At 68.1% G+C, this 20,042-nt stretch carries 13 protein-coding genes and 1 pseudogene; 8 read left to right on the forward strand and 6 right to left on the reverse strand.

Going from position 1 to position 20,042, the window contains the following annotated elements:
- Positions 1–10 precede the first annotated feature (10 nt).
- The 4 genes from DX914_RS05625 to hflD are packed head-to-tail and all read left to right on the forward strand — an operon-like array spanning position 11 to position 2,763.
- Complete coding sequence (locus tag DX914_RS05625; RefSeq protein ID WP_425480672.1) at positions 11–508, forward strand: hypothetical protein; 498 nt, start codon at positions 11–13, stop codon at positions 506–508.
- Positions 508–987 carry an NUDIX hydrolase gene (locus DX914_RS05630; RefSeq protein WP_115858044.1) on the forward strand — a complete coding sequence of 160 codons (480 nt, stop codon included), beginning with the start codon at positions 508–510 and terminating at the stop codon, positions 985–987. Before DX914_RS05625 ends, DX914_RS05630 begins: the two co-directional genes overlap by 1 nt.
- 4 nt (positions 988–991) lie before the next feature.
- Positions 992–2,128 (forward strand): tRNA 2-thiouridine(34) synthase MnmA, encoded by a 1,137-nt coding sequence (mnmA, locus tag DX914_RS05635; RefSeq protein ID WP_115858045.1) that lies wholly within the window; start codon positions 992–994, stop codon positions 2,126–2,128.
- Positions 2,125–2,763 (forward strand): high frequency lysogenization protein HflD, encoded by a 639-nt coding sequence (hflD, locus tag DX914_RS05640; protein WP_115858046.1) that lies wholly within the window; start codon positions 2,125–2,127, stop codon positions 2,761–2,763. Before mnmA ends, hflD begins: the two co-directional genes overlap by 4 nt.
- A gap of 1,308 nt (positions 2,764–4,071) precedes the next feature.
- On the opposite strand, the gene acnB is transcribed toward hflD, so the two are convergent.
- Complete coding sequence (gene acnB / locus DX914_RS05645; RefSeq protein WP_115858047.1) at positions 4,072–6,657, reverse strand: bifunctional aconitate hydratase 2/2-methylisocitrate dehydratase; 2,586 nt, start codon at positions 6,655–6,657, stop codon at positions 4,072–4,074.
- A 345-nt stretch (positions 6,658–7,002) separates the two neighbouring features.
- Between acnB and acnA the strand changes: the two genes are divergently transcribed.
- A complete protein-coding gene (acnA, locus tag DX914_RS05650; RefSeq protein ID WP_115858048.1) occupies positions 7,003–9,771 on the forward strand; it encodes an aconitate hydratase AcnA in 2,769 nt (922 codons plus the stop codon).
- A gap of 117 nt (positions 9,772–9,888) precedes the next feature.
- Here the strand turns inward: acnA and DX914_RS05655 are convergent, their stop codons facing one another.
- The gene (locus DX914_RS05655; RefSeq protein ID WP_115858049.1) at positions 9,889–10,359 is read right to left on the reverse strand and encodes a nuclear transport factor 2 family protein; all 471 of its coding nucleotides are present in this window, start codon (positions 10,357–10,359) and stop codon (positions 9,889–9,891) included.
- A gap of 172 nt (positions 10,360–10,531) precedes the next feature.
- On the opposite strand from DX914_RS05655, the gene DX914_RS05660 reads away from it, so the two are divergent.
- Both DX914_RS05660 and DX914_RS05665 read left to right on the forward strand, forming a co-directional pair.
- Positions 10,532–12,208 carry a long-chain fatty acid--CoA ligase gene (locus tag DX914_RS05660; protein WP_115858050.1) on the forward strand — a complete coding sequence of 559 codons (1,677 nt, stop codon included), beginning with the start codon at positions 10,532–10,534 and terminating at the stop codon, positions 12,206–12,208.
- A gap of 433 nt (positions 12,209–12,641) precedes the next feature.
- On the forward strand, positions 12,642–13,535 hold the full coding sequence (locus DX914_RS05665; RefSeq protein ID WP_115858051.1) for a crotonase/enoyl-CoA hydratase family protein: 894 nt from the start codon (positions 12,642–12,644) through the stop codon (positions 13,533–13,535).
- Positions 13,536–13,591: 56 nt separating this feature from the next.
- Here DX914_RS05665 and DX914_RS20540 read toward each other — a convergent pair whose 3' ends face one another.
- The 3 genes and pseudogenes from DX914_RS20540 to lysS form a co-directional block, all read right to left on the reverse strand.
- The gene (locus tag DX914_RS20540; protein ID WP_331250644.1) at positions 13,592–15,775 is read right to left on the reverse strand and encodes an ATP-binding protein; all 2,184 of its coding nucleotides are present in this window, start codon (positions 15,773–15,775) and stop codon (positions 13,592–13,594) included.
- Positions 15,776–16,783: pseudogene (locus DX914_RS20545) on the reverse strand (HD domain-containing phosphohydrolase); the annotation flags it as partial.
- 253 nt (positions 16,784–17,036) lie between these two features.
- Positions 17,037–18,548 carry a lysine--tRNA ligase gene (gene lysS / locus DX914_RS05675; protein ID WP_115858053.1) on the reverse strand — a complete coding sequence of 504 codons (1,512 nt, stop codon included), beginning with the start codon at positions 18,546–18,548 and terminating at the stop codon, positions 17,037–17,039.
- 192 nt (positions 18,549–18,740) lie between these two features.
- Here lysS and DX914_RS20180 point away from each other — a divergent pair, with 192 nt between their 5' ends.
- Positions 18,741–18,881 (forward strand): hypothetical protein, encoded by a 141-nt coding sequence (locus DX914_RS20180; RefSeq protein WP_158549192.1) that lies wholly within the window; start codon positions 18,741–18,743, stop codon positions 18,879–18,881.
- Positions 18,882–18,903: 22 nt separating this feature from the next.
- Here DX914_RS20180 and prfB read toward each other — a convergent pair.
- Positions 18,904–20,032 (reverse strand): peptide chain release factor 2 gene (gene prfB, locus DX914_RS05680; protein ID WP_115858054.1). Its coding sequence is split into 2 segments (ribosomal slippage): positions 18,904–19,956 and positions 19,958–20,032, totalling 1,128 coding nucleotides; the frame shifts between segments, so codons are not numbered across the junction.
- Positions 20,033–20,042: the final 10 nt, after the last annotated feature.

The raw sequence follows: 20,042 nt of genomic DNA on the forward strand, positions 1-20,042 counted from the left end.
CCTGCCCGCGATGCTCGCCGCCGCCCTCGCGCTGCTGCCCGCCACCGCTCCTGCCGCCAGCAACAACAAGGCCCAGGCCGCCGAGGCCCAGCATTCCACCGCCGCCGACGCCCGCATCGGCAAGCAGCTGGACGGGCTGGGCTACAAGTACGAGGTCGACGAGGACGGCGACTACAAGCTGACCTTCGACATGGGCGAGGACCGCAGCCAGCTGGGCTTCGTGATCTCGCGCACCGAAAGCTACGGCAAGCACAAGGTCCGCGAAGTCTGGGCGCCGGCCTACCGCTCCTCCGGCGAGCAGTTCCCGGTGGAGATCGCCAACAAGCTGCTCGAAGACAGCCAGTCCAGCAAGATGGGCGCCTGGGTCAAGCAGGGCAACATGGCCGTGTTCGTGGTCAAGATCCCCGCCGACGCCAGCGACCAGGAGCTGGACGACGCCCTGGACTACGCGCTGCGCGCGGCCGACCTGATGGAGAAGGAACTCTCCCCGGGCAAGGACGAGTTCTGATGAGCTACCGCGAGGGCCGCTTCTGGCAGCCGGACGTCACCGTGGCCACGGTGGTGGTCGATGGCGGACGGCTGCTGGTGGTGGAGGAAACCGTCGGCGGCAAACTGGTGCTGAACCAGCCCGCCGGCCACCTGGAGCCGGACGAGAGCCTGGTGGACGCGGCCCTGCGCGAGACCCGCGAGGAAACCGGTTGGGACGTGCGTCTGACCGGTTTCGTCGGTGCCTACCAATGGAAAGCACCGTTGCAGGCCGACGGCAGCGGCGGGCGCCACTACCTGCGCTTCGCCTTCGCCGCCGAGCCGGTGCGGCACGATCCGAACCGGGCCCTGGACGAAGGCATCGTGCGCGCGCTGTGGCTGACCCCGGACGAACTGCAGGCGCAGGCGCCGCGGCACCGCAGCCCGCTGGTCTGGCGCACCGCCGCCGACTTCCTGGCCGGGCGCCGGCACCCGCTGGACCTGTTGCAGCACCTGGGCTGAGGCGGTGACGACGGTGCGCACGGTGGTGGGCATGTCCGGCGGCGTGGATTCGTCGGTGGCGGCGCTGCGCCTGCGCGAGGCGGGCGAGCCGATCGCCGGCTTGTTCATGCAGAACTGGGCCGACGATGGCAGCGGCGACTGCCGCGCGGAGGACGACCGCCGCGACGCGGTCGCGGTCTGCGGCCGGCTGGGCCTGCCGATCCACTTCCGCGATTTCTCGCGCGAGTACTGGGACGGGGTGTTCGCCCACTTTCTGGCCGAATACGCGGCCGGGCGCACGCCCAACCCGGACGTGCTGTGCAACCGCGAGATCAAGTTCAAGCATTTCCTGGACGCCGCCCACAGCCTGGGCGCGGAGTTCATCGCCACCGGCCACTACGCCCGGGTCGAGCGCCGCGAGGGCCGCCACCGGCTGCTGCGCGCGGCCGACCGCAGCAAGGACCAGAGCTATTTCCTGCACCAGTTGGGCCAGACCCAGCTGGCCGCGACGCGGTTCCCGCTGGGCGAGCTGCTCAAGGTCGACGTGCGCGCCATGGCCCAGGCGGCCGGGCTGCCGACCGCGGCCAAGAAGGATTCCACCGGCATCTGCTTCATCGGCGAGCGCGACTTCCGCGACTTCCTCGCCCGCTACCTGCCCGCGCGCGAGGGCGAGATCCGCGCGGTGGCCGGCGACGGCCGTCCGGACGGGCGCGCCATCGGCCGCCACGCCGGCGTGTTCTATTTCACCCTGGGTCAGCGCGAAGGCCTGAATATCGGCGGCGTGCGCGGTTTCGACGCCGCTCCCTGGTACGTGGTGGGCAAGGACGTGGCCCGTAACGTGCTCTACGTCGATCAGGGCACGGACAGCCCCTGGCTGCGCTCGCAGGCGCTGTGGTCGGAAACCGCGCACTGGATCGCCGGCAGCCCGCCGGCGCGCCGCTTCGCCTGCACCGCGCAAACCCGTTACCGCCAGCCGGACGAGGACTGCGAAGTGCAGGTGCTGGACGACGGCCGCGTGCAGGTGCGCTTCGCGCGCCCGCAACGCGCGGTCACGCCCGGTCAGTCGCTGGTGCTGTACGACGGCGAGGTCTGCCTGGGCGGCGCCGTGATCGCCGCCACCGACGCGCCGCTGGAACAACATTTGAAGGTCAACGCCGCATGAGCTCCACCCGCAACGCCTCCCCCGCCCAACGTGCCATCTCCGAACGCGTACTCGCCCTGGCCGGCCTGGTCCAGGCGCTGGCGCAGGTGCGCCGCATCGCCGACACCGGGCAGGCCAATAACGCGGTGCTGACTACGGCGCTGGAGTCGGTGTTCCGCATCGACGCCGACACTCCGGCCGAGATCTACGGCGGAGTCGAGGCGCTGCGCCCGGGCCTGGTGCTGCTGCGCGACTATTTCGTGCGCGACACCAAGGACGAGCAGCTGCCGCGCCTGGCGATGGCGGTGCTGCAGCTGGAGCGCCGCTTCGTACGCGAGAGCGCCATGGCCGAGCGCGTGCAGGCCGGCATCCGCGCCCAGGCGATCCAGGCCGAGCGCCTGGGCAGCAGCCACCCCGACGTGCTGGCCGCGCTGGGCAGCCTGTACGCCGAAACCCTGAGCCACCTGCGCCCGCGCGTGCTGGTGCAGGGCAACCCGCATTACCTGGGCCAGGCCAACGTGGTGGCCGAGGTGCGCGCGGTGCTGCTGGCCGCAGTGCGCTCGGCCGTGCTGTGGCGTCAGCTCGGCGGCAGCTTGTGGGACTTCCTGCTGCGCCGGCGGGACATGATCGCGGCGTTGAACGGGTATTTGGACTGAGGGGCGTCCCGCCCCGCTGCATGGGCGCGCCGTGCGGTGCGCCTGCGGCTTACCGCCACGCTACGGGCTCCTATGGGAGTAACGTCGGCACTCTGGATTCCCGCCTTCGCGGGAATGACGGGGTGGAAGGACGCTCTTGCTCGTCATTCCCGCGAAAGCGGGCTCCGCTTTACTTCGGCGGAGCCGAACATCCAGACCTCCGGCGTGGCAATGACGGGGCGGACGTCTGCCGCTCTTGCCCGTCATTCCCGCGGAAGCGGAAACCCAGGCCTCCGGCGCGGTTACGCCAGCGCGCCTACAACGCCGCGCCACCCTGGGCCCAGGCCCAGGCGACGGCGGCGATCAAGGTCAACCCCAGCGTCCAACGCAAGGCGCGGTCGAGCCGGTCGGCTCGGACGGTTTTCATCGACTTCATACTGCTCCCCCTGTGCGTGCAGATCACACACCAGCGCCGTGCCGGTGTCTGCGAATACGGTCACGCGCTGCACGCTGTTCTTGCGCATATTGCGACCGTGTTCGCGCCTACGCTCCCGTATGCAATGGCCCTACCCCTAGCCTACGTCGCAAACAAAAAACCCCGGCCAAGCCGGGGTTTTTCGTGATTCATCGCGATGCAGCGACGCGATCGGGCCGGGACGGTCCCGGTCACCCTCTACTGGGCCACGAACGCCGCGGCCCAACGCCTGAAGAGCCGCTACGCGAAGCGACCTCCGCTTAGACCCGCTCTCGAGCAGCCTGCATCACCGCGCGGCCCGCTTGGACAGATGCTTCATGTGATAAGCGGAGTACTCCGCTGGTATCAGGCGATAATACGGGTATGGCTCCGCTCCGTTGACGTACAGGAGATAAGCGGAGGTCCTATCGGGCAAGCGAACTTCGTAGGTGCAGGGTGACGCGGGATACGTGTGACGGGTAGTGAACTTATCCCCGGATTTCCACGCACCTTTCCAGCTAAGCAGCACCTCCCATAAGACGGTCTCACGGAAGGTTCCGGCGTAGCGCCTAGCCGCCGCTTGCTTGGGTAAGAACGAGCCCCCCACAGGTCGCGCGAGTACAACCACGTCGCTGCGCTCAAACTCTTGATCGGGTGGGAACATGATGACCGAACATGCTGCCGCTGGCATGGAGGCCGTTAGCAAGAGCAGTAAGCCCATCGTGCATTTCATGCCGCACCCCATTGCTGGATTGGATGAAGCTAGCGCAGATCGCGGGCGAAGCGCTACAGCACGGGAACCGCCCCTGCCCTCCGACAGGCAACAAAAAACCCGGCCGAAGCCGGGTTTCTCGTAGAACGCCGCGCGGCCCGGATCAGGCCGCGACCGTATCGGCCACGGTCTTGTAATCCTCGATCTGGTCGAAGTTCATGTAGCGGTAGATCTTGTCGCCATTGGCGTTGATCACGCCGATGTCCGCCATGTACTCCTCGCGGGTCGGGATGCGGCCCAGGCGCGAGCAGATCGCGGCCAGTTCGGCCGAGCCCAGGTAGACGTTGGTGTTGCGGCCCAGGCGGTTGGGGAAGTTGCGGGTGCTGGTGGAGAACACCGTGGCGCCCTCGCGCGCCTGTGCCTGGTTGCCCATGCACAGCGAGCAGCCCGGCATTTCCATGCGCGCGCCGGCCGTGCCGAAGGTGCCGTAGTGGCCTTCCTTGGTCAGCTCCGAGGCGTCCATCTTGGTCGGCGGCGCGACCCACAGGCGGGTCGGGATGTCGCGCTTGCCTTCCAGCAGCTTGGCCGCGGCGCGGAAGTGGCCGATGTTGGTCATGCACGAGCCGATGAAGACCTCGTCGATGACCGCGCCGGCCACGTCGGACAGGGTCTTCACGTCGTCCGGGTCGTTCGGGCAGGCGACGATCGGCTCGACGATCTGGTCCAGGTCGATCTCGATGACCGCGGCGTACTCGGCGTCGGCATCGCCTTCCAGCAGCTGCGGGTTGGCCAGCCAGGCTTCCATGGCCTTGATCCGGCGCTGCAGCGAGCGCGGGTCGGCATAGCCCTCGGCGATCATCCACTTCAGCAGGGTGATGTTGCTGGTCAGGTACTCGATGATCGGTTCCTTATCCAGCTTGACCGTGCAACCGGCGGCGGAGCGTTCGGCCGAGGCGTCGGACAGCTCGAAGGCCTGCTCGACCTTGAGCTGCGGCAGGCCCTCGATCTCGAGGATGCGGCCGGAGAAGATGTTCTTCTTGCCCTGCTTGGCCACGGTCAACAGACCGGACTTGATCGCGGCCAGCGGGATCGCGTTGACCAGGTCGCGCAGGGTCACGCCGGGCTGCATCTGGCCCTTGAAGCGCACCAGCACCGACTCGGGCATGTCCAGCGGCATCACCCCGGTGGCCGCGGCGAAGGCGACCAGGCCGGAGCCGGCCGGGAACGAGATGCCCACCGGGAAACGGGTATGCGAGTCGCCGCCGGTGCCGACGGTGTCGGGCAGCAGCATGCGGTTGAGCCAGCTATGGATCACGCCGTCGCCCGGACGCAGGGCGATGCCGCCGCGGTTGCTGATGAAGGCCGGCAGCTCGTGATGGGTCTTGACGTCCACCGGCTTGGGGTAGGCGGCGGTGTGGCAGAAGGACTGCATGACCAGGTCGGCCGAGAAGCCCAGGCAGGCCAGGTCCTTGAGCTCGTCGCGGGTCATCGGGCCGGTGGTGTCCTGCGAACCCACCGAGGTCATCTTCGGCTCGCAATAGGTGCCCGGGCGGATGCCCTGTCCTTCGGCCAGGCCGCAGGCGCGGCCGACCATCTTCTGCGCCAGCGAATAGCCCTTGCCGGTGTCGGCCGGGTTCTGCGGCAGGCGGAACAGGGTGGACGGCGCCAGGCCCAGAGCCTCGCGCGCCTTGGCGGTCAGGCCACGGCCGACGATCAGCGGGATGCGGCCGCCGGCGCGCACTTCGTCCAGCAGCACGTCGGACTTGAGCGCGAACTCGGCGATGGTTTCGCCGTTCTTGTAGGCCTTGCCCTCGTACGGGCGCAGCTCGATCACGTCGCCCATGTTCATCTGCGACACGTCGAGTTCGATCGGCAGCGCGCCGGCGTCTTCCATGGTGTTGTAGAAGATCGGCGCGATCTTCGAACCCAGGCACACGCCGCCGAAGCGCTTGTTCGGAATGTAGGGGATGTCCTCGCCGGTGAACCACAGCACCGAGTTGGTGGCCGACTTGCGGCTGGAGCCGGTGCCGACCACGTCGCCGACGTAGGCGACCAGGTGGCCCTGCGCTTTCAGCGATTCGATGAAGGCGACCGGACCGCGCTTGCCGTCTTCCTCGGGCACGATGCCGTCGCGGGCGTTCTTCAGCATGGCCAGCGCGTGCAGCGGGATGTCCGGACGGGTGGTCGCGTCCGGCGCCGGCGACAGGTCGTCGGTGTTGGTCTCGCCGGTCACCTTGAACACGGTGACGGTCAGCGACTGGGGCACTTCCGGCTTGCTGGTGAACCACTCGGCGTCGGCCCAGCTTTGCAGCACGGCCTGGGCGTTGGCGTTGCCCTTCTCGGCCTTTTCCTGCACGTCGTGGAAGGCGTCGAACATCAGCAGGGTGTGCTTGAGCGCGTCGGCGGCGACGGCGCCGACTTCGGCGTCGTCCAGCAGTTCGATCAGCGGATGGATGTTGTAGCCGCCGAGCATGGTGCCCAGCAGCTGGGTGGCGCGGGCGCGGCCGATCAGCGAATTGGTTTCGGTACCGAAGGCGACTGCGGCCAGGTAGGAAGCCTTGACCTTGGCCGCATCGTCGACGCCGGCCGGAACGCGGTGGGTGATCAGGTCGAGCAGGAACTCTTCCTCGCCCGCCGGCGGGGCCTTCAGCAGTTCGATGACGTCGGCGGTCTGCTGGGCGGTCAGCGGCAGCGGCGGAATGCCCAGCGCGGCGCGCTCGGCAACGTGTTGGCGGTAGCTGGAGAGCATGGAGAGTCCCGTAGATGAAGCTGGATTGCACCGCGCCGGCGCCGCACCGGCCATGGCAATGGCGTGCGTCGCGGGCTGGCGGGGAGTCGGAGCTTGCCCGGTGGGAGCTGGTCGTCAGCGGGCGGCCCCTCGACCGCGTATTTTGCCTGGAATGGCGTTTCACGGCAACGCGCCGCAGGCCTGTCAGCCATATCCGGCAAGGCTTTGCGCGGTTTTTGCGGAACGCTGTGGCGCGGCTGCGACCATTGTCTGCACGCTACCTGAATCCGATAGGGTGATAATCAGGACCACGCATGCCACCCCGCCCGCACCGGGCCGGTCAGCCGCACTCAGGAGCCCCACCCCATGCCCGACTCCTTCTCCACCCGCCGCCAGCTCGATGTCAACGGACGCCGCTACACCTACTTCAGCCTGCCGGCGCTGGGCGAGCGCTACGACATCGCCCGCCTGCCCTACTCCATGAAGATCCTGCTGGAGAACCTGCTGCGCCACGAGGACGGCGGCATGACCGTGGGCAAGGAGCACATCGAGGCGGTGGCGCAATGGGACGCGGCGCGCGAACCGGACACCGAAATCGCCTTCATGCCCGCGCGCGTGGTGCTGCAGGACTTCACCGGCGTGCCCTGCGTGGTCGACCTGGCCGCCATGCGCGACGCGGTGACCCGGCTGGGCGGCAGCCCGGCGCAGATCAACCCGCTGATCCCGTCGGAACTGGTCATCGACCACTCGGTCCAGGTCGACGTGTTCGGCCGCCCGGACGCGCTGGACCTCAACGGCAAGATCGAGTTCGAGCGCAACAAGGAACGCTACAGCTTCCTGCGCTGGGGCCAGAAGTCGTTCGAGAACTTCAAGGTGGTGCCGCCCAACACCGGCATCGTCCACCAGGTGAACCTGGAGAACCTGGCACGTGTGGTCGTGGGCCGGGAGGTCGACGGCGAACTGCAGGCCTTCCCGGACACCGTGTTCGGCACCGACAGCCACACCACCATGATCAACGGCATCGGCGTGCTGGGCTGGGGCGTGGGCGGCATCGAGGCCGAGGCGGCCATGCTCGGCCAGCCCTCGTCCATGCTGATTCCGCAGGTGGTGGGCTTCAAGCTCAGCGGCAAGCTGCCCGAGGGCACCACCGCCACCGACCTGGTGCTGACCGTGACCCAGATGCTGCGCAAGCTGGGCGTGGTGGGGAAGTTCGTCGAGTTCTACGGCGACGGCCTGCAGCACCTGCCGCTGGCCGACCGCGCCACCATCGCCAACATGGCGCCCGAGTACGGCGCCACCTGCGGCATTTTCCCGATCGACGCCGAGGCGCTGAATTACCTGCGCCTGTCGGGCCGCTCCGAGGAGCAGATCGGCCTGGTCGAGGCCTATGCCAAGGCCCAGGGCCTGTGGCACGAGCCGGATCAGCCGCACGCCACCTATTCGGCCACCCTGGCGCTGGACCTGGGCGACGTGAAGCCCTCGCTGGCCGGGCCCAAGCGGCCGCAGGACCGGGTGCTGCTGGAGGACGTGAGCCGCAACTTCGAAGAGAACCTGGGTCCGCTGATCGCCGGCCGCAAACCGCGCGGCGTGGGCTGCGCCATCGACGAGCTCAAGACCGAGGGCGGCGCGCAGCCGCAGGCCGAGCATCTGGCGGCCAAGCCGGTGTCGAAGATCCGCATCCAGGACCAGGACGCCGAGCTGTGCGACGGCTCGGTGGTGATCGCCGCGATCACCTCCTGCACCAATACCTCCAACCCGGCGGTGATGCTGGGCGCCGGCCTGCTCGCGCGCAACGCCGCGCGCCTGGGCCTGAAGGCCAAGCCCTGGGTCAAGACCTCGCTGGGCCCGGGCTCGCTGGTGGTCACCGACTACCTGCGCAAGGCCGGCGTGCTCGACGACCTGGAAAAGCTGGGCTTCTACGTGGTCGGTTACGGCTGCACCACCTGCATCGGCAACTCCGGCCCGCTGCCGGACGAGGTCTCCAAGGGCATCGCCGAGAACGAGCTGGTGGTGGCTTCGGTGCTGTCGGGCAACCGCAACTTCGAGGGCCGCGTGCACCCCGAGGTCAAGGCCAACTACCTGGCCTCGCCGCCGCTGGTGGTGGCTTACGCGATCGCCGGCACCGTCAACCTGGACCTGACCCGCGACCCCATCGGCCAGGGCAGCGACGGCCAGGACGTGTACCTGCGCGACATCTGGCCCAGCAACAAGGAGATCGGCGACACCATCGCCGCCACCGTGGGCCCGGAACTGTTCGCGCAGAACTACGCCGACGTGTTCAAGGGCGACAGCCGCTGGAACCAGATCGCCTCGCCCGACGGCGAGTCCTTCCAGTGGGACGAGTCCTCGACCTACATCAAGAACCCGCCCTATTTCGACGGCATGACCATGGCCGTGGGCGGCATCGACGACGTGCACGGCGCGCGGGTCATGGGCCTGTTCGGCGACTCGATCACCACCGACCACATTTCCCCGGCCGGCAACATCAAGAAGGACTCGCCCGCGGGCCGCTTCCTGATCGCGCGCGGGGTGCAGCCGGCGGACTTCAACAGCTACGGCAGCCGCCGCGGCAACGACGACGTGATGGTGCGCGGCACCTTCGCCAACATCCGCATCAAGAACCTGATGTTCGGCGGCGAGGAAGGCGGCAACACGCTGTATTACGGCAAAGACGGCGCCGCACCGGAAAAGCTGGCGATCTACGATGCCGCCATGAAGTACAAAGCCGACGGCGTCCCGCTGGTGGTGTTCGCGGGCAAGGAATACGGCACCGGCTCCTCGCGCGACTGGGCCGCCAAGGGCACCAACCTGCTCGGGGTCAAGGCGGTGATCGCCGAAAGCTTCGAGCGCATCCACCGCTCCAACCTGGTCGGCATGGGCGTGCTGCCGCTGCAGTTCCTGGATGGCGAGAACGCGCAGAGCCACGGCCTGGACGGCTCCGAAACCGTGGACGTGGTCGGCCTGGACGACGGCAAGGCCAAGGCCGCCACCGTGGTGGCCAGGAAGGCCGACGGCCGCGATATCAAGTTCCAGGTCAAGGTGCTGCTGCTGACGCCGAAGGAGGCCGAGTACTTCCGCCACGGCGGCATCCTGCATTACGTGCTGCGGCAGTTGGCGGCGAAGAAGGCCGCATAAGCCGCGCTGAGCCCCTTTCCCTCCGGGAGAAGGGTTAGGTAACCGCTCCCTTCTCCCGCTGGCGGGAGAAGGTGCCCGGAGGGCGGATGAGGCTGCGGGGCGTGGTTGGAGTTGGCGCTACAACCTCGGCGTCCACTCCGCACTGGTCATCCGCCACTGCCCATCGCTGTCGCGCCAACCGGTGCGCACCTCGTACAGCTGCGCGGCATCCGGCAGCACGCCGGCGCCGCCGGTGAGCGCGGCGCTGAAGGAGACCGTGGCGCGGTCGCCCTGGATGTCGATTTCGGCCGGGCCCAGGTTCACGCCCACGTCGTGGTAGCGGCGGAAGCTGATCATGGCCAGAGCGCGCGCGCCCTTGCGGTCCAGCCCCTCGGGGCCGACGAAGTCCTCGGCCAGCGCCGCCTGCAAGCCCTCCAGGTCGCGCGATTCCATCGCCTGCTGCAACTGCCCCAGCGAATCGCGCAGGCGCTGTTCCGGCGCCTGCCGGGAGCACCCGCCCAGCAGCGCCGCCAGCGCCAGCGCGCACAGCCACAGCGCTGCGCCGCGCGGGCGCGAAACTGCGATCGCCGTCCTTGTCCGGGTCGTCATGGTCCTGACCGTTCGTTCGATTTCCCCACCCCTATCCTGCCATGCCGAGACGGCCGCGGCGCGTCTTCTTGCCAGCCAATAGAGCCTATGCTCCAATCCGGAAAGGACCGTACGGCGGCGCATTCGAGCGCCGTCGCTCAACGGAAGGCGCAGCGATAGAGAGGGGATCGCGATGAGTTTGGAACGTCCGTGGCTAGACCAGTACCCGGCGGAAGTGCCGCCGCAAATCGACGTGGACGAGTTCCCGTCCATCGTCTCGGTGCTGGAGACCGCGATCGAAAAGTATCGCGACCGCCCGGCTTTCCATAACCTCGGCAAGACCCTGACCTACGGCGAGATCGACCGCCTCAGCGCGCAGTTCGCGGCCTACCTGCTGGGCGAGCTCAAGCTCAAGAAGGGCGATCGCGTCGCGATCATGATGCCCAACTGCCTGCAGTACCCGATCGCGACCTTCGGCGTGCTGCGCGCCGGCCTGACCGTGGTCAACACCAACCCCATGTACACCGCGCGCGAGCTCAAGCACCAGCTCGACGATTCGGGCGCCAGCGTGATCCTGGTGCTGGACAACTTCGGCAACACGGTCCAGGACGTGGTCGCCGGCACCCAGGTCAAGCAGGTCATCACCACCGGCCTGGGCGACATGCTCGGCTTCCCCAAGGGCTCGATCGTCAACTTCATGCTCAAGCACGTGAAGAAGATGGTGCCCGACTACGACATTCCCGGTGCGATCCGCTTCCGCGACGCGCTGACCCTGGGCCAGCGCCACACCCTGCCCGAGCTGGAAATCACACCCGACGACATCGCCTTCCTGCAGTACACCGGCGGCACCACCGGCGTGGCCAAGGGCGCCATGCTCACCCACCGCAACCTGGTGGCGAACATGCAGCAGGCCGCGGCCTGGGTCGGCACCAACGTGCGCCTGGGCGAGGAAGTCATCATCACCGCGCTGCCGCTGTACCACATCTTCGCTTTGACCGCGAACGGCCTGGTGTTCATGAAGTTCGGCGGCCTCAACCACATGATCACCAACCCGCGCGACATGCCGGCGTTCGTGAAGGAACTGAAGAAGACGCCGTTCACCGCCATCACCGGCGTCAACACCCTGTTCAACGGCCTGCTCAACACGCCCGGCTTCAGCGAGGTCGATTTCTCGCGCCTGCACCTGACCCTGGGCGGCGGCATGGCGGTGCAGCGCGCAGTGGCCGAGCGCTGGAAGCAGGTCACCGGCGTGACCCTGCTGGAAGCCTACGGCCTGACCGAGACTTCGCCCGCGGCCTGCATCAACCCGATGGACCTGGCCGACTACAACGGCTCGATCGGCCTGCCGATCTCCTCCACCGACGCCTGCGTCAAGGACGAGAACGGCAACCAGCTGCCGATGGGCGAAGTCGGCGAGCTGTGCATCAAGGGCCCGCAGGTGATGAAGGGCTATTGGCGCCGTCCGGAGGAAACCGCCAACGTCATCGACGAGGACGGCTGGCTGCACACCGGCGACATGGCGCGCATGGACGAGCAGGGCTACTTCTACATCGTCGACCGCAAGAAGGACATGATCCTGGTCTCGGGCTTCAACGTGTACCCGAACGAGGTCGAGGACGTGATCGCGATGATGCCCGGCGTGCTCGAAGTGGCCGCCGTCGGCGTGCCCGACGAGAAGTCCGGCGAAGCGGTCAAGGTGGTGATCGTCAAGAAGGACGCCTCGCTGACCGCCGAGCAGGTCAAGGCGCACGCGCGCGAGAACCTCACCGGCTACAAGCATCCCAAGTACGTCGAGTTCCGCACCGAGCTGCCCAAGACCAACGTGGGCAAGATCCTGCGCCGCGAACTGCGCGACGCACCGGCGGCTTGAGCGCCGCCGCGCGCCAGGGAGCGTTCGCCCCTGGCGCGCGGAAACCGTCGAATCGCTCAGCGGTTCCTGCCGCAACGGCCAGCTGAACCGGGCGCCTACAAGCCCCGGCAACGAAGCCGGCATGACTGCACCCTACCCCGCGTTGCCGGCCATCGCCGGTCCGCCTCGCCGACGGCGCCGTCCGTCCGATAAGCCCCGCCGCCGCGCCCGCATGGCCGCTATGCCTTGCGGGACGCGTGTTTTGGGCGCATAGAATCCGTCAACCGGGCACATCCTTGCCATGCCGACCACAGTGGCGGCGGCAAGCTGCACCGGCCGCACACCCGTTCCGGCTGGGGAGCCGGCGTTTCTCGAGCTTCGAGTCTGAACGGCAGGTGTAGCATCGATTGCCGGGCCCTTGCCCGTCACCACCTCTACGACCAGGAGCCTCGCCATGTCCGCTGTTCCCACCCGCTTGCACCTCGAAGACACCTCCTTGCTGCGCCGCGTTACCGATGCCGCCGGCACCTCCGACTGGTGCTACATGCATGCCGCCGCCAACGGCGCTTACCACCCCTGCTTCTCCGAGCGCCTGCTCTGGGACATGAAGCGCACCCAGGAATGCATCCGCCGCGAGCTGGCCGCCGACAATTCCAAGTCCGCCGGCATCCATCATCTGATCCTGGCCTCCGACGACAAGCTCGCCTTCAACCTGGGCGGCGACCTGTCGCTGTTCTCGCAGCTGATCCGCAACGGCAACCGCGGCCGCCTGCTCGAGTACGCCAAGCTGTGCATCGAAGTGGCCTTCAACCTGTACCAGCTCTACGAAGACCGCGTACACAGCATCGCCGTGATCCAGGGCGACGCGCTGGGCGGCGGTTTCGAGGCGGCGCTGTGCTGCCACACCATCATCGCCGAGGAAGGCACCGGCATGGGCTTCCCGGAAGTGCTGTTCGATCTGTTCCCCGGCATGGGCGCCTACACCTTCCTGACCCGCCGCGTGACCCCGGTGCAGGCTGAGCGGATGATGCTCGACGCGCGCGTGTACCCGGTGGAAGAGCTGCATCGCATGGGTGTGGTCGACATGGTCGTGCCGCGTGGCGAAGGCTTGCGCGCCGCCGCCGACATGGTCCGCCGCAACCAGCGCATCGGCAACGCGCTGCGGGCGATGAACACCGTGCGCCAGGCCTGCAACCCGGTCACCCTGGACGAGCTGCTGTCGGTCACCACCGAGTGGGTCGACGCCGCCATGCGCCTGAACGATCGCGGGCTGAAGACCATGGAACGCCTGGTGCGCGCGCAGCAGCGCCGCGCCGAATCCAACGCTCCGGCGGTGGCGTTCGCATGAAATCTTCTCGGGGGGAGCCTGCCACGCAGCACGCCGGGCGTGGCAGGACGGGCCCCCTAGGAAACGTCGGGAACGTCCTTGCCGCGGCCGCCGCGGCTGAGGCGTGCGACTTCGTGACGGCTGGCGTCGGTCACCGCGGCTAGCTGCCCGGACAGATCGGTCACCAGCTTGGCCTGTTCGCGTGCGAGCACTTCGTCGCTGGCGCGCATGATCTGCGAGCAGCGCTCGGCGATCGAGTGCGCGCCCAGGTTCTCGGCCACGCCCTTGTAGGCATGCGCGACCTCGCGGAACTGCTCCCAGTTGCGCGCCTGCCCTACCCGCTCCAGCTCCTGCTGGCAGCCACCGGCATCCTTGAGACACTGCTCGACGAAGTCGCGCAGGAATTGCTCGCCCAGGCCCATTTCGGCCAGCTCGGCCAGCACCGCCGGATTGGTCAGCGGCCGGCTGATGTCGCTGACCGCGCGCACCGCCGGCAGCTTCTGCGAATCGAGCACGTCGGCGATGGTCTCCAGCAGCTTGCCGACCACGATCGGCTTGGTCAGGAAGGCCATGGCCCCGGCTTCGTTGGCCGCTTCGGAGGCCTGCAGGGTGGCGTCGGCGCTGAGGATGATGGTGGGCGTGCTGCGGCCGGTGCCGGCCTGCATGAAACGAAGCTGGCGGATCACGTCCAGGCCGCTGAGGCCGGGCATGTGCATGTCCAGCACGGCCAGTTCGAACTGCGCGCTCTCCAACTGGTCCAGCGCCTGCTCGCCGTCGTTGACCGCGGTCACCCGGTGGCCGGCGCGCTCGAGGATGCGCGTGAGCACGGTGCGGTTGGCCTGCTGATCGTCGGCGATCAGCACGCGCAGGTTGCGCACCCGGGTCTTGTGGCGGATGAAGGGATCCTCGAACGAGATCACCTTGCCGCCGCCGTCGCGCACGGTCTCGTGCTGCTGCGGCTGGGTCTGTTCCAGCAGCATCGGCAGCTCGATCCAGAAATGGCTGCCGCCGCCGGGGTTGTTCTCCAGGCCGATCTCGCCGCCCAGCAATTGGGTCAGGGTACGGGCGATGGTGGTGCCCAGGCCGGTGCCGCCGAAGCGGCGGGTGGGACCGTTATCGACCTGTTCGAAGGCCTGGAAGATGCGCTCGGCGTCCTGCTGCGGCACGCCGATGCCGGTATCGCGCACCGAAAAGCGCAGCCATACCCGGCGCTCGCCGTCGCCTTCGCGCGCGTCCGCCGGACGCGTCTCGGCCAGGCGCGCCACCAGCGACACCCCGCCCTTCTCGGTGAACTTGACCGCGTTGTGCAGCAGGTTCAACAGCACCTGGGTCAGCAATGCGCTGTCGCCGTTCAGGCGCACCGGCACGTCGTCTTCCAGGTCGACCTTGAAGGTCAGGCCCTTGGCCGCGGCCAGCGGCTGCATCATCTTCTGCAGGCGCTTGAGGGTTTCCTGCAGGTTGAAGTCGACGTCGCGGCGCTGCAGCTTGCCGGCCTCGATGGCCGAGATGTCGAGCACGTCGTTGACCAGCAACAGCAGCGACTGGGCCGAGGTGTGGATGACCTCGGCGTACTCGCGCTGCTCCGGCGCCAGGCGGGTGCCGTGCATGAGTTCGGCCATGCCGATAATGCCGTTGAGCGGCGTGCGCAGCTCGTGGCTCATGTTGGCCAGGAACCGGCTCTTGGCTTCGTTGGCGCGGCGCGCGTCCTCGGTGGCTTTCTGCAGGCTGCGCAACAGCGAAGACAGGTAGGCCGGGATCGAGACCAGGCCCAGCCACAGGCCCACGGCCAGATAGGGCTGCACGCGCCAGTACGGATTGCCGATCGCGACCATGGCGAACGAAGCCGCGGCCAGCGCCGATGCGGTGTACAGATAGGTGGTGCCGTAGCGCAGGCCGTTGCCGATGGTCACCCACAGCACGATCACGTACAGCGGCGCCAGCGACGGCGGGTCCAGCGACATCAGCATCGCCAGGGTCGAATAGTCGGCGACCATGCCGATCCAGCGCCGGAAGTGCGACACGCCCGGGGCGATCACGATGCCGGCGAACAGGCCCAGGCCGATCACCGACTCGGCCAGCATCACCCACAACATCACCAGGGTGGCCTGGCTGTCGCGCTCGAACGCATGCAGGCTGAGCAGATAGGCGACGATCAGGCAGGCGATGACCAGCCGCACCAATGCCTGCCCGTGCTCGCTGTCGGGGCGATTCGAAAGGCGCTCCTTCAACAAGCGCAGGACGGAAGCCATCGGCTGCTCCATGCCGGGACGGGGGACACTCGTCGAATAGCGGCTGCAGATCTCTTCGAGGCGGGCACGGCTGCGGATCAGGGCGTCCACGCAGCGCGGGTCGAACAAGCGGCCGCGCTGGGCGTACAGGTAGCCCAGGGCGGCGTCCACGTCCCAGGCCTTCTTGTAGGGGCGCGGGGAAATCAGCGCATCGAACACATCGGCCACGGCGACGATGCGCGCTTCCAGCGGGATCTCCTCGCCGACCAGGCCGTCGGGATAGCCGCTGCCGTCGTAACGCTCGTGGTGGCGCAGCGCGATCATCGCGCCGGCCTGGATGAAACGGTTCTGGCTGCCGCTGAGCAGCTCGTAGCCGATCTTGGGATGACGGCGCATCACCGCCGTCTCTTCCTCGGTCAACGGGCCGGGCTTCATCAGCACCGCGTCGGGAATGGCGATCTTGCCCACGTCGTGCAGCGGCGCGGCCATCTCGATCACCCGCACCTCGTCCTCGAACATGCCCAGCGCTTCGGCGATCAGGCCGGCGATGTGGGCCATGCGTTCCAGGTAGGCGCTGGTGCCGGCATCGCGGTACTCGATCGCGCGCGCCAGCCGCGACAGGGTCTCGCGCTCGCGTTCCTCGACCTCGTGCATGCTCGACAGCAGGCGCTGCTCCAGCGACAGCGCACGCTGCTTCACGTTCTCCGACTGCTGGCGCAGCTGCAGCAGGTTGCGGCAACGCGCGCGCAGTTCGCGCGGGCGCACCGGCTTGACCAGGAAATCGATGACGCCGGCTTCCAGCGCGGCCTGGCGCACCGGCTCGTCGCCGACCACGGTCACCAGAATGATCGGAATGTCGCGGTGCAACGGCAGGCGGCGGAAACGGCGCGCGAATTCCAGCCCGTCGATGCCGGGCATGCGGTAGTCCAGCAGCAGCAAATCCGGCTGGCTGGATTCGCACCAGGCCAGCGCGGCCTCGGGCTCGCCGAAGTCGTGCACGGCCAGCTCGGACGCGATGTCCTCGATGATATGGCGCAGCATGGTGCGCGCGGACGTTTGGTCATCGACGATAACGACGTTCACACCGGCATCCGTGAGGGGCCACCCCCTGTGGTGGCCGTTGGACTGAGGATACCCCGCCAAGCGGCAGTTGGCAGCCGCCCCGTTCATTATTGCTTTTACTTGTACACCCACAACGGCAAAAGACCGCCTGGGCGGCCTGTTTGCGCCGGACCGGTCGGGCGCAGCGGCTTCACGCCGGCCGTGCCCGGGCGTTGCCCGAGCCGGGCCCGCCTCAGCCGGCTTCGGGGCGCATGTAGGGGAACAGCAGCACGTCGCGGATCGAGTTCGAGCCGGTCAGCAGCATCACCAGGCGGTCGATGCCCACGCCCAGGCCGCCGGTGGGCGGCAGGCCGACCTCCAGGGCGCGGATGTAGTCGGCGTCGAAGTGCATGGCCTCGTCGTCGCCGCCGGCCTTCTGCTCGACCTGGGCCAGGAAGCGCGCGGCCTGGTCCTCGGGGTCGTTGAGCTCGGAGAAGCCGTTGGCCAGCTCCTTGCCGCCGATGAACAGCTCGAAGCGGTCGGTCAGCTCCGGGTCCACGTCGTTGGCGCGGGCCAGCGGGCTGACCTCGACCGGGTGGTCGGTGATGAAGGTGGGCTGGATCAGGGTGTGCTCGACGGTCTTCTCGAACACCTCCAGCAGCAGCTTGCCCCAGCCGTAGGACGGCTTGACCGGGATCTTCAGCCGCGCGCAATGGGCGCGCATGGCGTCCACGTCGCGCAGTTCCTCGCGGCCGATCTCGGGATTGAGCTCCAGCACCGCCTCGGTCATCGACCAGCGCCGGAACGCCGGGCCCAGATCGATGCGCTGGCCGTCCCATTCGGTCGTCACCGCGTCCACTTCCTGCGCGCAGTGGCGGACCACCGCCTCGGTCAGGTCCATGATCTCGGTATACGTGGCGTAGGCCTCGTACAGCTCGAGCATGGTGAATTCGGGGTTGTGCCGGGTCGACACGCCCTCGTTGCGGAAGTTGCGGTTGATCTCGTACACCCGCTCCAGGCCGCCCACGGTCAGGCGCTTGAGGTACAGCTCCGGCGCCACGCGCAGGTACAGCTGCAAATCCAGGGCGTTGTGGTGGGTGGTGAAGGGCTTGGCCGCGGCGCCGCCGGGGATGTAATGCATCATCGGCGTTTCCACTTCCAGGAAACGGCGCGCGTCCAGCCAGGCGCGGATGGCGCGGATGATCTTGGAGCGCTTGACGAAGACCTCGCGCGATTCGGGCGACACGATCAGGTCGACGTAGCGCTGGCGGTAGCGCTGCTCGATGTCGGCCAGGCCGTGGAACTTGTCCGGCAGCGGGCGCAGCGACTTGGTCAGCAGGCGCAGGCGGTCGGCGCGCACCGACAACTCGCCGGTCTTGGTCCGGGTCAGCGGACCTTCGGCGGCGACGATGTCGCCCACGTCCCAGCCCTTGAAGGCCTCGTAGGTCTCGCCCAGGGCGTTGGCCTGCAGGAACAGCTGGATGCGGCCGGACTCGTCCTGGATCTGCACGAAGCTGGCCTTGCCCATCACCCGCTTGAGCAGGATGCGGCCGGCCACGGCCACGCGCCGGGCCTGCGCGTCCAGCGCGTCCTGGGTCCAACGCTCGGCGTCGGCGTACTCGGCGGCCAGGTCGCCGACGTAGTCGCCGCGGCGGAAATCGTTGGGGAAGGCGATGCCCTGCCCGCGCAGGGCCGCGAGTTTGGCCCGGCGCTCGGCGATCAGGTGGTTCTCGTCGGTGGGCGTCTGGCGGGTCTCGTCGGTCATGGTCTTGGCGGGTTGGGTGTAAAGGGATAAGGCGGGGCTAGCCGCAGAGTACTGGCCCCGGCGCGGCTTTGCTCGCGCCGGCACCGGTCGGCAGGGGGACCTTCGGCAGGCTCGGGCCCGGTGTAGCCGGCGTTAGCGTTTGCAGGCGGCGCCGTTGGGGCGTGCGCGCATCGTCAACGACGGGGGTGAAACGTGTTCAAGAAAGCGCTGATCGGAATGGCGGGGGTGCTGGTGGTGTGCCTGCTCGCGGCGGCCGGCTACCGTTACGGCCAGCATCTGGCCCAGCGCGACAAGGCGGCCGAGCAAGCGGCTGCGGCCGACGCGACGCGCTGAGCGCGCCGCGCCGGAGCGCGGCTCAGACCGCGTCGCTGCGTTTGGAGCCCGCTTCCAGGCCCGATTTCAGGCTGGCCTCGACGAATTCGTCCAGGTCGCCGTCCAGCACCTTCTGGGTGTCGCTGCGCTCCACGCCGGTGCGCAGATCCTTGATCCGGCTCTGGTCGAGCACGTAGTTGCGGATCTGGCTGCCCCAGCCGATGTCGGACTTGGTGGCCTCCACCGCATCTCGCTCGGCGTTGCGCTTCTGGATTTCCAGCTCGTACAGCTTGGCCGCCAGCATCTTCATCGCGCGGTCGCGGTTGGCGTGCTGGCTGCGCTCGGTCTGGCAGGCCACCACGATGCCCGAGGGCACGTGGGTGATGCGCACCGCCGACTCGGTCTTGTTGACGTGCTGGCCGCCGGCGCCCGAGGAGCGGTAGACGTCGGTCTTCAGGTCGGCCGGGTTGATCTCGATGTCGATCTTGTCGTCGACCTCGGGCGAGACGAACACCGAGGTGAAGCTGGTGTGGCGGCGGTTGTCGGAGTCGAACGGCGACTTGCGCACCAGGCGGTGCACGCCGGTCTCGGTCTTCAGCCAGCCGTAGGCGTAATCGCCCTCGACCCGGAAGGTCGCCGACTTGATCCCGGCCACGTCGCCGCCGCTGACTTCCATCAGCTCGGCCTTCCAGCCGCGCGATTCGGCCCAGCGCAGGTACATGCGCAGCAGGATTTCGGCCCAGTCCTGGGCCTCGGTGCCGCCGGCGCCGGCCTGGATGTCGACGAAGGCCGAAGCGCCGTCCATCTGGCCGGAGAACATGCGCTGGAACTCCAGCTTCTCCACGTCCTTGGCATAGCGCTCGACGTCGTCGACCACGGCCTGCGCGGTGGACTCGTCGCTCTCCATTTCGGCCAGTTCCAGCAGCTCGCCGGCGCCGTTCAGGCCGTCGGTGAGGTCGCGGATGCCGTTGACCACCTTTTCCAGCGCGGAGCGCTCGCGGCCCAGGCCCTGGGCGCGCTCGGCGTTGTTCCAGATGTCGGGGTTTTCCAGCTCGCGGTTTACTTCTTCCAGACGTTCGACTTTGCTGTCGTAGTCAAAGATACCCCCTGAGCGAATCCAGCCGTCCGGTGAGGTCGGCGATGCGCTGGCGGACGGGATTGAGTTCGATCATGTCCGGTGGT

It is taken from the genome of Lysobacter silvisoli (genome assembly GCF_003382365.1).
In the GTDB taxonomy this organism is placed as follows: domain Bacteria; phylum Pseudomonadota; class Gammaproteobacteria; order Xanthomonadales; family Xanthomonadaceae; genus Lysobacter; species Lysobacter silvisoli.

Coding starts and splice junctions, on each gene's coding strand:
- lysS (WP_115858053.1), bottom strand. CDS start 18,548: ATGACCGACGAGACCCGCCAGACGCCCACCGACGAGAACCACCTGATC.
- DX914_RS05665 (WP_115858051.1), top strand. CDS start 12,642: ATGTCCGCTGTTCCCACCCGCTTGCACCTCGAAGACACCTCCTTGCTG.
- DX914_RS20540 (WP_331250644.1), bottom strand. CDS start 15,775: ATGGAGCAGCCGATGGCTTCCGTCCTGCGCTTGTTGAAGGAGCGCCTT.
- acnA (WP_115858048.1), top strand. CDS start 7,003: ATGCCCGACTCCTTCTCCACCCGCCGCCAGCTCGATGTCAACGGACGC.
- DX914_RS05655 (WP_115858049.1), bottom strand. CDS start 10,359: ATGACGACCCGGACAAGGACGGCGATCGCAGTTTCGCGCCCGCGCGGC.
- DX914_RS05625 (WP_425480672.1), top strand. CDS start 11: ATGCTCGCCGCCGCCCTCGCGCTGCTGCCCGCCACCGCTCCTGCCGCC.
- DX914_RS05660 (WP_115858050.1), top strand. CDS start 10,532: ATGAGTTTGGAACGTCCGTGGCTAGACCAGTACCCGGCGGAAGTGCCG.
- acnB (WP_115858047.1), bottom strand. CDS start 6,657: ATGCTCTCCAGCTACCGCCAACACGTTGCCGAGCGCGCCGCGCTGGGC.
- hflD (WP_115858046.1), top strand. CDS start 2,125: ATGAGCTCCACCCGCAACGCCTCCCCCGCCCAACGTGCCATCTCCGAA.
- DX914_RS05630 (WP_115858044.1), top strand. CDS start 508: ATGAGCTACCGCGAGGGCCGCTTCTGGCAGCCGGACGTCACCGTGGCC.